The sequence below is a fragment of the Streptomyces sp. NPDC058464 genome (assembly GCF_042721035.1).
In the GTDB taxonomy this organism is placed as follows: Bacteria; Actinomycetota; Actinomycetes; order Streptomycetales; family Streptomycetaceae; genus Streptomyces.
In genome coordinates this window covers 149,737-162,061 of sequence record NZ_JBHXMA010000017.1, presented here as the reverse complement: position 1 = coordinate 162,061, position 12,325 = coordinate 149,737, and the positions used below count along the sequence as shown (strand labels likewise).

General features: G+C 72.4%; 7 protein-coding genes. 3 read left to right on the top strand and 4 right to left on the bottom strand.

Going from position 1 to position 12,325, the window contains the following annotated elements; translation table 11 throughout:
- Positions 1-75: 75 nt before the first annotated feature.
- The gene (locus ACFWPQ_RS23165) at positions 76-1,377 is read left to right on the top strand and encodes a TIR-like protein FxsC (RefSeq protein ID WP_361303083.1); all 1,302 of its coding nucleotides are present in this window, start codon (positions 76-78) and stop codon (positions 1,375-1,377) included.
- Positions 1,374-5,318, top strand: a complete 3,945-nt coding sequence (gene fxsT, locus ACFWPQ_RS23160) for an FxSxx-COOH system tetratricopeptide repeat protein (RefSeq protein ID WP_384037802.1) — start codon at positions 1,374-1,376, stop codon at positions 5,316-5,318. The genes ACFWPQ_RS23165 and fxsT overlap by 4 nt, the downstream gene beginning before the upstream one ends.
- A gap of 91 nt (positions 5,319-5,409) precedes the next feature.
- Here fxsT and ACFWPQ_RS23155 read toward each other — a convergent pair whose 3' ends face one another.
- Positions 5,410-6,288: an alpha/beta fold hydrolase gene (locus ACFWPQ_RS23155; protein ID WP_384037799.1), complete on the bottom strand. Its 879-nt coding sequence runs from the start codon at positions 6,286-6,288 to the stop codon at positions 5,410-5,412.
- A 679-nt stretch (positions 6,289-6,967) separates the two neighbouring features.
- Here ACFWPQ_RS23155 and ACFWPQ_RS23150 point away from each other — a divergent pair.
- The gene (locus ACFWPQ_RS23150; protein ID WP_384037796.1) at positions 6,968-8,131 is read left to right on the top strand and encodes an FG-GAP repeat domain-containing protein; all 1,164 of its coding nucleotides are present in this window, start codon (positions 6,968-6,970) and stop codon (positions 8,129-8,131) included.
- A gap of 4 nt (positions 8,132-8,135) precedes the next feature.
- Here ACFWPQ_RS23150 and ACFWPQ_RS23145 read toward each other — a convergent pair whose 3' ends face one another.
- From ACFWPQ_RS23145 to ACFWPQ_RS23135, 3 genes are all read right to left on the bottom strand, one after another.
- Positions 8,136-10,058: a hypothetical protein gene (locus tag ACFWPQ_RS23145; protein ID WP_384037793.1), complete on the bottom strand. Its 1,923-nt coding sequence runs from the start codon at positions 10,056-10,058 to the stop codon at positions 8,136-8,138.
- A 182-nt stretch (positions 10,059-10,240) separates the two neighbouring features.
- On the bottom strand, positions 10,241-12,061 hold the full coding sequence (locus ACFWPQ_RS23140) for an HEXXH motif domain-containing protein (protein ID WP_384037790.1): 1,821 nt from the start codon (positions 12,059-12,061) through the stop codon (positions 10,241-10,243).
- Positions 12,062-12,083: 22 nt separating this feature from the next.
- Positions 12,084-12,260, bottom strand: coding sequence for a hypothetical protein (locus ACFWPQ_RS23135; protein ID WP_361303059.1), 177 nt, complete (start codon positions 12,258-12,260; stop codon positions 12,084-12,086).
- Positions 12,261-12,325: the final 65 nt, after the last annotated feature.

The following is a 12,325-nucleotide window of genomic DNA, read 5'->3' as shown; positions in this document are numbered from 1 at the left end:
TTGAGTCCGACGGAGGCACGCGCCGGCGACGGGGGCGCTCCAGCGGCCTGCCGGCGGGCAGGGGGACGTGCGGACATGGGGGAACGGGTGCAGGACTGGGTTCCGGACAACCGGCCCTATTTCTTCCTGTCGTACGCCCACACCCCGCGGTGGGGTCCGGACAGCGGGGACCCCGATCACTGGGTGCGGGTGCTGTTCAACGACCTGTGCAGCCACATCATGGCGCTGACCGACCTGCCCGGGGGTTCACCGGCCGGTTTCATGGACCGGGAGATGCGTTCGGGGGTGGGCTGGCCCGAGAAGCTGAGCGAGAACCTCGCCGCCTGCCGGGTGTTCGTGCCGCTGTTCTCGCCGCGCTACTTCTCCAGCGAGATGTGCGGCCGCGAGTGGTACGCGTTCCACGAGCGGATGCTGAACGCCAGGACCACCGGCACGGCCACCGCCTCGGCCATCGTGCCCGCCCTGTGGACGCACGTCGACATGCATGAACTCCCGGACTCCGTACGGCACATCCACGTCGAGGACGCCTCGTCGGGCGGGCGGTACCTCAACAACGGGATCTACGGTCTGATCAAGCTCAGCCGGCTGCGCGACGAGTACGACGAGACCGTGTTCGGCCTCGCCGAGCGCATCGTGCAGGCGGCCCGCGAGGCCCGGCTGCCGCCCGGCCGCCCCCGGGACTACGAGAGCACCCCGAGCGCCTTCAAACCGCGCGGGACCAGCCCCCGGCACATCCGGCTGACCGTGGCCGCCCCCACCGAGGACTCCGTCCCGGAGCACCGCGACGCCCGCCCGTACGGCGACGACGCGCGGGACTGGAACCCGTACCACACCGAGTCGACGCGCGCACTGTCCACGCACGCCGAGGAGCTGATCCGCTCGCTGGACTACCGGGTGACCGTCGCCGCCTTCGACGACGAGAACCCCGCCGAGGAGCCGCACGGATCCGGGGAGCGGCAGCCCGGCATCCTGCTCGTGGACCAGTGGGCGCTGAGCGACGAGGAACGCCGGAGCAGGCTGAAGACGTTCGACGCGTACGCCCGCCCGTGGGTGAGCGCGATCGTGCCGCGCTGCCGGGCCGATCTGCAGAACCACGGACAGGAGGGGCGGCGGCTCGCCGAGGAGCTGGAGCGGGTGATGCCGACCATCCTGGAGCGGGCCCGGCGCGGCGACACCCGGACCGCCGTCAACGGCGTACCCACGCTCAAGTCCTTCACCAGGGTGCTGCCCGAGGTCGTGGCGTACACGACCCGGCAGTTCCTGAAGAACGCGGAGGTCCGACTGCCGCCGGGCCCGCACATCCCCAGACCCCGTCTGGCGGACCCGTATCCGCCGTCCGACCCGGACGCGGGAGACGACCCCGGAGGAGAGGCATGACGGCCGCAAGGGACGGACGCATCATCACCTTCTACTCGTACAAGGGCGGCACCGGACGGACGATGGCGCTGGCCAACACGGCATGGATCCTCGCCGCCAACGGCAAACGGGTCCTCGCCGTCGACTGGGACCTGGAAGCCCCTGGGCTGGATCGTTTCTTCCATCCGTTCCTGGACCCGAACGTGCTCGCCTCCACCGCGGGCATCTTCAACATCCTCCAGGACTACGCCTGGGCCGCGACGGACGGCATCAGCCGCACCGGGCTCTGGCACCTGGAGTTCGCGGACGTGGAACAGCACGCCGTCTCGCTCTCCCCCGAACGGCAGGGGCTCGCCTTCGAGAAGGGCGGCTCGCTCGACTTCCTCTCCGCGGGCCGCCAGTTCCGCGCCTACTCGGGCACGGCCTCGTCCCTGGAGTGGGACAACTTCTACGACCGCCTCAACGGCGGCATGTTCCTGGAGGCGCTGCGCGACAGCATGAAACGGTCGTACGACTACGTCCTGATCGACTCGCGCACCGGGCTGTCGGACACCGCGGACATCTGCACCCTCCAGATGCCCGACCTCCTCGTGGACTGCTTCACCCTCAGCGACCAGTCCATCGACGGGGCCGCCGAGGTCGCGCACAGCGTCGCCGACGAGCACCGCAAGCGGCGGATCCGGGTGCTGCCCGTGCCGATGCGCGTCGACGACGGCGAGAAGGACAAGGTCGAGGCGGGCCGCGCGGTGGCCCGGCTGAAGTTCGCCGGACTGCCGAAGGGGCCGGGCGGTGAGCTGCTGAGCGCCGACGACGTCACCGCCTACTGGGGCAGCGTCGAAATACCGTACAAGCCGTACTACGCGTACGAGGAGACCCTCGCCGTCGTCGGGGACAAGAAGGGCGACCCCAAGTCGCTGCTGTCCGCCTTCGAACGGCTCACCGCGGCCGTGTCCGACAACCAGGTCGTCGCGCTGCCGCAGATCCCGGAAGCGGTGCGGCTGCGCAGCCGGGACGCGTTCATCCGGCGGCGGCCGCAGGCCACCGGGGCGCGGGTGGCGATCGTGTACGCGGCGGAGAACCGGATGTGGGCCGACTGGATCGAGTCGCTGCTGAAGCGGGCGGGCTGCACCGTCACCCTGCACGACCTGGCCGCCGGACCGCCCGAGCGGACCGCCCCGGGCGCGCGCACCCTGGTGGTGCTGTCCAGGGCGCTGCGCGACTCCCGGCCCGTCGAGAGCGTCCTCGGCCAGGCGGCAGGCGGTGACGGGCAGCCGGGGAGCCTGGTGCCCGTGCAGGTCGAGGAGGTCGGGCTGCCGGAGTCGTACCTGGATCCGGCCGGCCTCGTCGACCTGCACGGACTCGACGAGGCGGGCTGCGAGGGCGCGCTGCTCGGCGCGCTAGAACTGCCCGGGCATCCGCCGAAGGGCGGACCTGCGGCGCCCCGGTTCCCCGGCCATGTACCGGACCACTGGAGCGTGCCGCAGCGCAACAGCACCTTCACCGGCCGGGGTTACATCCTCGAGAAGGTACGGGAGCAGCTGCGCAGCGGCATGACCGCGGTGCTGCCCCAGCACCAGGCGCTGTTCGGGATGGGCGGGGTCGGCAAGACGCAGATCGCCCTGGAGTACGTGCACCGTTTCAGCGCCGACTACGACCTGGTGTGGTGGGTGTCGGCCGAGAACATCGACAACGTGGTGGCCTCGCTCGCCGAGCTCGGTTCCCGCATCGGTGCGCCCGGCGGCGAGGACATGGCGCTGGCCAGCAAGGAAACCGTGCGCATGCTCTCCCGGGGCAATCCCACCAAGCGGTGGATCCTGGTCTTCGACAACGCCGACGATCCGGAGGACCTCGCCGACTACATGCCCGCCACCGGAGGCGGGCACATCCTGGTCACCTCACGGAACCAGGCGTGGTCGGACAAGGGGGAGACGCTGCCGGTCGACGTCTTCCAGCGGCAGGAGAGCGTCGAGCACCTGTCCCGGCGCGCCCCGGGCCTGACCCTGGCGGAGGCCGACCAGGTCGCGGTGGCCGTGGGCGACCTGCCGCTCGCGGTGGAGCAGGCCGGCGCCTGGCTGGCCGCGACCGCGATGCCGACGGCCGAGTACCTGCGCCGCCTCGCCGAGGAGACCACCGCGGTGATGGGCCTCAACCAGCCGGCCGACTACCCCGAGACGGTGGCCGCCACCTGGAACATCTCCATCGAGCGGCTGAAGGAACGTTCGCCCGCCTCGGTACGGCTGCTGCAGCTGTGCGCGTTCCTCGCCCCCGAGCCGATCTCCGCCAAACTGCTCTACGAGAACGACGAGATGCTCAAGGCCCTCCACCGCTTCGACAGCACCCTCAAGGAGAGCCTGCTGATCGGCAAGCTGGTGCGGGAGATCGCCCAGCTCGCGCTCGCCAAGGTCGACCAGATCTCCGGCTCGATCCAGGTGCACCGCCTCGTCCAGGCGGTGATCCGCTCCCGGATGTCGACGGCGGAGCAGCGGCAGGCCCGGCACATCGTGCACCAGATCCTCAGGGAGGCCCGCCCCAAGGGGGACGAGCCCACCGACAACCGGGAGAACTGGCCGCAGTTCGACATCATCTGGCCGCATCTCTCCGCCTCCGACATCCGCAACTGCACCGAGGCGGAACCGCGCCGGCTGCTCATCGACCGCGTCCGCTACCTGTGGAAGCGCGGCGAGTTCCCGCGTGCGCAGCGGCTCGCCGAGGAGCTCCTCGTCCACTGGAAGGAACCCATCGGCGAGGACGACGAGCAGTACCTGTACGTGCGCTGCCAGCTCGCCAACGTACTGCGCTCCCAAGGGCTGTACGTCGAGGCACGGGAGATGGACGACGACGTGCTCGGGCGGCAGCGCCGGCTGCTCGGCAGCCGGCACCCGCACACGTTCATCACCACCTCCAGCCTCTCCAGCGACCTCGCGGCACTGGGCGAGTACACCAAGGCGGTGGAGCTGGCGCGGGAGGCGCACAACGGCTTCAGCGACATCTTCAACGAGGCCCACCCGCGCACCATGAACGCGGCCAACAACCTCGCCCTGGCGCTGCGCATGGTCGGCAGGTACACCGACGCCCGGCAGATCGACGAACTCACCCTCGCCCGCCGCACCCAGGTCCACGGCGTCGATCACATCTACACCCTGTCGTCCGCGGAGAACCTCGGCCGCGACCTGCGCGAGGTCGGCCGGTACACCGAGTCCGTGACCGTGCTGTCCCGGGCGTACGACCAGCACAAGCGCGTGCTCGGCAAGGACTTCCCGGGCACGCTGCGGTGCGCCAAGTCGCTCGCGGTGTCCCTGCGCAGGGCGGGCGAGCTGGAGGACGCCCGGCGGCTGACCTCCGCGACCCTGGACCAGTACCGGGCGCAGTACACGGCCTCCACCCCGGACTTCCTCGCCTGCGAGCTGAACCGCGCGGCGGACCTGTTCGCGGCCGAGGACCGGGAGGGCGCGCGCGACGTCGCCCAGAAGGTGCTCGCCGAGTACGTGAAGAAGCCGGGCGAGGCCCACCCCTACACCCAGGCCGCGATGAACAACCTCGGTGTCTTCCACTGGGGCTGCGGCGACAAGGAGCAGGCCGAGGAGGTGTTCCTGAAGGTGCTGGACCGCATGACCGACGTACTGGGCGCCCATCACCCGCACACCCAGTTCTGCTCCGCCAACTACGCGATCGTGCTCGCCGAGACCGGCCGGCCGGAGGAGGCCTGGGAGCGGGAGCAGCGCAGCGCCGAGGCGCTGCGCGCCGACCTCGGCGCCCAGCATCCCGAAGCCCTCGCCGTCGTCAGCAACAGCGCCCTCACCCTGACCTCCCTCGGCCGCCTGGACGAGGCCCGGGCGGTGCGCGAGGAAGCGGTCAGGAGGCTGAAGGGGCTGCGCCTGCAGCTCGGCGAGAACAACGGCATCACCCGCTTCGCGCTGGAGGAACGCCGGGTCTACCGGGACCTGGAGCCGCTCGCCGTGTGAGCACACGCGGCGGGCGGACACGGCGGGCGAACTCGGCGGGCGAGCGCGGCAGGCGAACTCCGTCGGCCCGGGCGCCGTCAGCCGGGTGCCGTCAGCCCCTCGGCGTACCCGCCAGCAGCCAGTCCAGTACGTCGGGCAGGGCGCGCAGCGACGCGAAGTGCGCCGCCTTCGGCTCCAGCACGGCCTTGGCGCGCGGAATGCGCGCGGCCAGCCAGGAGAAGTGGGAGGCGGGCGAGAACACGTCCTTGGCGCCGTGCCACAGCAGCACCGGTACCCCGATGTGCGCCGGATCGAAGCCCCACGGGCTGGTCAGCGCGAACGCGTCGTCGATCCAGCCGTACGGCGAGGTGCGCAGCGCCTCGTGATAGGTGCGCAGCAGCATCGACCGGATGCTGGTGTCGGAGACGATCAGCCGGTCCTCCTCGGTCAGGTCCGCGCGCAGGTCCTCCAGCATCCGTGCCGGGTTGCTGCGGATGACCGCCGAGCGCGGGATGATCCGGGCCGCGTACCGCTCCGGGTCGGTGAAGGCGGTATGGAACTCCAGGACGTTGAACGGTGCCATCCCGGCGAACCAGTCGAGCCCTTCGGCGTCCCGCGGCGCGAGCCCCACCAGGGCGGCCGCCCGGGTCACCCGGCCCGGCAGCAGCGCCGCGCAGGCGAGGGCGTGCGGTCCGCCGCCGGAACGGCCGGCCACCGCGAAGCGGTCCAGCCCGAGCGCGTCCGCCACGGCCGCCACGTCCTCGACGACGTCCACGACCCGGCGCCCCGGCCGGCGGTCCGAGCCCCCGTACCCCGGCCGGTCGAAGCTGATGAGCCGGGCGCCGTGCTGGTACAGGAACATCGGCCGGGGCCGCGGCCCCACCCGGCTGCCGGGCATGCCGTGCAGCAGGAACACCGGCCGCCCCCGGGGGTCCCCCGACACCTCCACCCGCAGCAGCCGCCCACCCGTCGTCCGCACCAGATCAGGCACCGCCGTGTCCCCCTCCCGCGGCCATGGCCGGGACCACGTTGCCCGACAATTGCCCGCAGGACCAGGGCACGAAACGAACGTGCAGGTCAACCGGCATGAATCCGGGCCGACTCGGGAGCAGGCGGCGGGTGACCCGTGGCCGCCGGTCCGAACCGGTCCGTGTGGCCGCGGGTGCGGGCCGCGGCCGGTGCGTACCGTCCGCGCGCCCGTGCTCCGCGCGGCGATCCGGGTTCCCTAGTACGGCAGGATGCGCCCGGAAGGCGTCCTGCGGTCGATCTCCTGCCCGCGGGGAGCGGGCCGACGAACAACGCGTACGCGGATCCGACCGTCCATGACGCCCTCCTCTTGCCGAGCCCTGACCGGTGCCTGCTGTCCGGTAGGAGGGCTCTGCCCCGCACATGGCTGGTCCAAGCCTGGTGCGGGCCAGCAAAGTTGACGGACGCCTGCTCAGTGGGGGCCGGGCCGTGGCCCGCGCAGCAACAGGATGCCGGTGGGGGTGCCGACGAGGGTGAGGCCGAGGACCACGGCCGGCCGTCCGGGCGTGACGCCGAGGGCGCCGGGCACCCCGACCCGGCGAAACCACGGTCCCGTAACACGTGAATCACAGGAGGTGCCCGTAGGTTCCGGTGCCCATGACAGACACCTTCTCCACGTCTCACGGAAGGACAGCCCTCCGGTCATGAGCAAACACAGGAACCGCCGGGCCGCGCGCATCGTGGCCTTCGGAGCCGCCGGTGCCCTGACGGTCGCCGCGGGCGTCACCGCGGTGGCGTCGGCGAGCCAGCCGGCCACGGCGACCGCGACCACCTGCTCCTTCACCCGGTCCGACACCTCGGCGAGCACCGGGGACAACCCCCGGCACGTGGTGACCGGTGACCTCGACGGCGACGGGAACGCCGACGTGGTCGCCGCGGACAACTCCGCCGACTCGGTGTCCGTGCTGCTCGGCAACGGCGACGGCACGTTCGGCGCGGCCACGGACTACTCCGTGGGCGACGCGCCGTACCAGACCGTCATCGCCGACTTCGACGCCGACGGCAACCCGGACCTCGCCACCGCGGACTTCGACGGCGGCACGGTGAGCGTGCTGCTGGGCACCGGGGACGGCGCCTTCGGGACGGCCACGCAGTACACGGTCGGCTCGGGCGCCCGCGCGCTGGTCGCCGGCGACGTCGACGGGGACGGCGACCTGGACGTCGCGGTGGCCGAGGAGTCCGCCGGGCGCGTCAACCTGCTGCTGGGCGACGGTGAAGGTGCGTTCACCGTCTCCTCGCAGACGGTGACCGTGACCCGGCCGCACGGGCTGGTGCTCAGCGACTTCGACGGCGACGGCAACCTGGACGTCGCCACCGCCAGCGTCGCCACCGCCGGGGGCGTGAGCGTGGCCCTCGGCAACGGCGACGGGACCTTCGGCGACGTCACCGCGTACAGCAGCGTGCAGCGGCTCTACTCGCTCACCGAGGGCGACTTCGACGGGGACGGCACGACCGACCTGGCCGCCGTCAGCAACGGCTCCGACACCCTGGAGATCTACGCCGGGAACGGCGACGGCACCTTCCAGGACCCCGTCGACCACACCACCTCCGCCCTGCCGGTCGCCGTCAACGCGGCCGACGTCAACGGCGACGACATCCCCGACGTCCTGGTGTCCTCCCTCAACGGCAGCTCGGTCGACGTCTACACCGGCACCGCGGGCGGCTCGTTGAGCGAGCTGACCGAGCTGTCGGCGGACGGCGCCTACGAGGCGGCCGCCGCCGACGTGACGTCCGACGGCACCACGGACCTGCTGGTCGCGAGCAGCAGCGACGACGCGGTGGACGTCTTCACCGGCTCGTGCGAGTGACCGGTCAGCCCACGCCGACGGCGATCGCACCGCTGTAGTCCCCGCCCGGCTCGATGGCGGTCGGCTCCCCGTCGACCGTCATCGTGACCGTGCTCCCGGCGGGCGCGGTCACGGAGGAGTCCGCCGAGAGGGTCAGGCGGCTGAGGTACGACGTCCCGGTGACCGTCCACCGCGAGCCGCCGGTGAGCGTGACGAGCACCCCGTTGTTGACGACCGGTTGCGCGGTGTTGGTGACATGGCCGAGCTGCGCGTACTCGGCGGAGGTGATGGTGGCGAGGGCGTGCCGGGACTCGGAGGCCGACAGGACGCCCGTGACGCTCGACGCGTCGAAGGTCAGCACCATGTTCCGGCCGGTGCGCATCGCGTTGTAGAAGTCGCCGGTGAGGGCGATGTCGGTGAAGGCGGCCGAGGTGTCGGTGTCGTGCGCCGCGGAGACGTCCCAGGTGCCGTCCTTCACCGGGTCGTCGGTGGGCTCGGTGTAGACGCCGTCGTTGGACCCGGGGTTGTCGGTCTCCATCACCTGGAGGACGACGCCGTTGCCGGGGTCGAGCGCTGCGCCTTCCGAGCCGTCCACGGTGATGGTGGCCCGCACCGCCTTGTCGAGGAAGGTGGTCGCGGCGGTGGTGACGACGGTCCCGCCGGTGATGTGCAGGGTCCCGGCCCCGTGCCACATCACTCCGAACTCCTTGGAGTCGACGGTGGTGCTGCGCACCGGTAACGCGGCCAGCTCCTCTTCGGTCAGCCCCAGTTCGAGGTCGGTGTTGAGCTGGGCCACGTCCTCACGGGTGCTGTCTCCGTAGTACAGCGTGCTGTTGGAGGCGCCGATGATGGTGGCGTACGTGCCGACGTCGAGGGTGCAGCCGAGGATCCGCTCCGTCACGTCGCCGTCGGCGAAGGAGCCGTAGCCCTCGTCGCCGAGGTTGCTGATGGTGCAGTTGATCGCGGTGGCCCGGGCGTTGCTGACGGAGTCGGTGGAGAAGGCACCCCAGGTCTCGGAGGCGATGGTGGAGTTGATGTACGTGGCCCTGGTGTCGGTGCCGATGAGGGTGGTGGTCCGGACGTTGCCGGAGATGCCGAGCCGCCAGGGCACGACGAGCATGTCGGCACCGCCGGCGGGCACGTAGTCGGAGGGCAGGACGCCGTTCAGGCACTGGATGGACGAGTTCTTGACGACGACATCGGCCCCGCCCTCGGCGACGAGACCGCTGCGCTCCACGCCCTTGTTCGAGACGGTGACCCCGTCGACGACCAGCCGGGTGCCCGACCCGGTCGCGACGATCGCGGCCCCGTCCCCGACGAAGTCGCACCGCCCGTTGCCGGTGAAGCCGATCGTGGTGTCCGTGATCGTGTAGGTGCCGCCCGCGACGTAGAAGCCGTCGAAGGCCTCGCCGGTGGAGGTGACGCGCACGCCCTGCGCCGCCGAGCCGGTCACCGTGCCGCCCACCAGCGCCGGGGTGACGGACCTGGCGGTGACGACACCGTCCGCGTCGGCGTACAGCGCCTGGCGGAGGGGGAAGGTGACGCCGGCGAAGGTGGCCGGGTTCTGCTCGGCGACCGTGAGCACCAGGTCGCCGGTGTACGACCCCGGGGCGATCGTCGTGTCCGTGGCGAGCGTGGCGGTCAGCACGGAGCCGGTCTCCACGCCGTCCACGGTCAGGGTGAGGCCGTAGCCGTCGGGCGCGGCGAGGGTGCCGCCCTCGGCCAGGATCAGGGAGCCGAGGGCGGTCGTCGTCGCGACCACGTACGTCTCCCCGGCCCCCACGCTGAGCGTGTCCCCCGCGTCCCCCGCGTCCCCCGTGTCCGCCGCGTCCGCCGCTTGGGCGGTACCGGTGAGCGCCACCTGCCCGACCCCCGTGGTCGCCAGCGCCACCAGGGCCCGCACCCGGTCCCTCATCGACGGCTCGTACGCACTGCTGCCTGCTGTCATGAACGACTCCTCCGCGGTCACGGACATGCCGGTGGACGGTTCCGGATAGCGGTGCAGTCTGCCCCAACCGCCGTTCTACTGTCGACAGTTGAGCGAGACTCTCAGGAACTGACGCCAAAAACAGGCTCAGTGTCGACACTCCGGGTGCGGTGGGCGCGGTTGTCGACCCGGCTGCCGTGCCCTCAGGCGGCCGGGCCGGCGGCCAGCCAGAGCGCGACGTCGCGCGGGTCGGCGGCCGTGCCGGTCATGCGGAGTTCGCGGTGCACCGCGCGGGGCAGTTCGGGGCGATGCAGCAGCGGGCGGGCGGCGAGGGCGAGGACGAGGCCGGTCCACGCGTCGGCGTCCTCGGGGTCGCCTGCCAGCAGGCGGGCGTAGGCGTCGGCGGCGTCGGGGGCCCCGGCGACCAGGGCGCGGTCGGCGGCGGACGGTACGGGCCAGTCGCCGGCGGACAGCGCGTGCCGGTCGCCGGCGTCCGGCGCGGCGAGGCGCTGCCGGACCAGTCCGAAGCGGGCGTGGGACCAGGGCGCGGCGAGGTCGGGGACGACGGTGGACGGGGCGACCCGCGCGTCCGCCGCGGCACCGGCGGCGAAGGCCCGGGCCAGGGCGCGGACGTCGTCCGGGGCGGGGGCCAGATGCCGGACCCGCCAGCCGGTGCGGTGGTCGGTGGCCACGAACTCGGCGAGGGCGGCGGTGTCCGGCCGGACCCGGCCGTCCGACCCCCAGGCCGGCAGCCGTGCGGCCATGCCGCGCAGGAACCGGCGGCCGTGCGCGGTCAGCCCCGGGTCGGCGCGCAGGGCGTGGATCGCCTCCTGGGTCTGCCGCCGGCGCAGGGCGAACTCGAACTCCGCCAACGGCCGCCCGGCCGGCGGCGCGTGGTCCAGGTACCTGCTCCAGAAGTCGGTGATGCCGAGGAAGGCGTAGGCGCCCTGGAGCAGGCCGCTCAGCGGGCGCGGGTCGTTGCGCCAGGGGGCGTAGTGCCGTTCGGTTCCGCCGTCCCGCTCCAGGGTCAGCAGATGGAGCAGCGCGCCCAGTTTGGTGTGCTGGAACTCGTGGACCAGGGTGACCGCGAAGCTGACCGGATCGGGGGGCAGCGAGGTGAGCAGGCCGCCGAAGGCGTCGCCGGAGGAGGCGCTGAGGATCATCCAGGCCGGCGCCCCCCGCACCTCCGCGATGGTGCGCAGCCCCTCGGCCATGGCGGCGGCCGTGCCCGGGTCGCTGCCCGCCAGCAGGTCCAGGGCGCGGCCGAACCGCTCCCGCCAGCGGGCCAGTTCGTCCTTGCCGAGGCGCTGCGGGGGCAGCGGTTCGCTCAGGTCCCGGTAGGGGTCGATGTCGTCCAGCCAGACGGACACCGCCCGGCCGGCCACGTCGGCCCGCAGGGCGCGCAGCCCCTGCCACCCGGGGGCGTCGCCGTCTGGGGTCCCGGGCGGCTCGGGCGGGCCCACGCCGATGCCGTACGGGTCGACCTGCAGCCGCCCCGCCTCCACCACCACCTCCGCCGTCCCCCACCGCGGCCGGTCCGGGAGGCGGGCCAGCCCGAGGCCCGGGAACATCGCGGTACCGTCCCGCAGCGGCACGGTGGTGCGCAGCGGGAGCCCGGCGCGCAGCGCGGCGACCGCGCACACCGCGTGCAGGTGACCGAGGTCGGTCCACAGCGGTCCGTCGCCCCAGGCCCGGTGCCTGAGCCGGCGCAGGCTGTGCCCCAGCCAGATGCCGATCTGCGGGTGCAGCAGCAACTTCCCGAAGTCCTCCGGGGCGCGCTGCTGAGCCGCCGTCAGGGTGTCCCACGCGGTGTCCACGGGCGGCAGCGGACCGAGCGCGCCGGAGGTCGCGGCGATGGTGTCGAGCAGGGCCCGCAGCAGCAGGAGCCGCCTGCTGTACTCGGTGGTCCACAGGAAACGAACCGCCTCCGGACCGCCCCGGCCCGCCGCCAGATCGTCGAAGTACGCCGAGGGAATCACGTGGTGATCGGCATGGGCGGATGCGGAGCCTCCGTCGGCCTGCACGTGTCTCCTTCCGTAGGGACCGTCAGTCAGCCCGTCCAGGTGCTCCGTCTCCGAAGTTGATCCGCAGCCGTTCGACCTGGCGCAGCAACCGGTCCAGTGCACGCGCGTAGACGTCCGGATGTCGCGACCGAAGCTCGACAAGCGCGGTGTCGCTGAGATCGGGCAGTTCGGATCGCACGAAGTCCGCGGACGTGTTCATGCGCCATCCCCCTGAGTACGTCCTCCCGTTGGTTTCATGATGACGCATGGGCCAGGTACCGGGAA

What these genes read in the sequence shown, in the direction of transcription:
- ACFWPQ_RS23165 (WP_361303083.1), top strand. Translation starts at nt 76, where the DNA reads ATGGGGGAACGGGTGCAGGACTGGGTTCCGGACAACCGGCCCTATTTC.
- fxsT (WP_384037802.1), top strand. Translation starts at nt 1,374, where the DNA reads ATGACGGCCGCAAGGGACGGACGCATCATCACCTTCTACTCGTACAAG.
- ACFWPQ_RS23150 (WP_384037796.1), top strand. Translation starts at nt 6,968, where the DNA reads ATGAGCAAACACAGGAACCGCCGGGCCGCGCGCATCGTGGCCTTCGGA.
- ACFWPQ_RS23145 (WP_384037793.1), bottom strand. Translation starts at nt 10,058, where the DNA reads ATGACAGCAGGCAGCAGTGCGTACGAGCCGTCGATGAGGGACCGGGTG.
- ACFWPQ_RS23135 (WP_361303059.1), bottom strand. Translation starts at nt 12,260, where the DNA reads ATGAACACGTCCGCGGACTTCGTGCGATCCGAACTGCCCGATCTCAGC.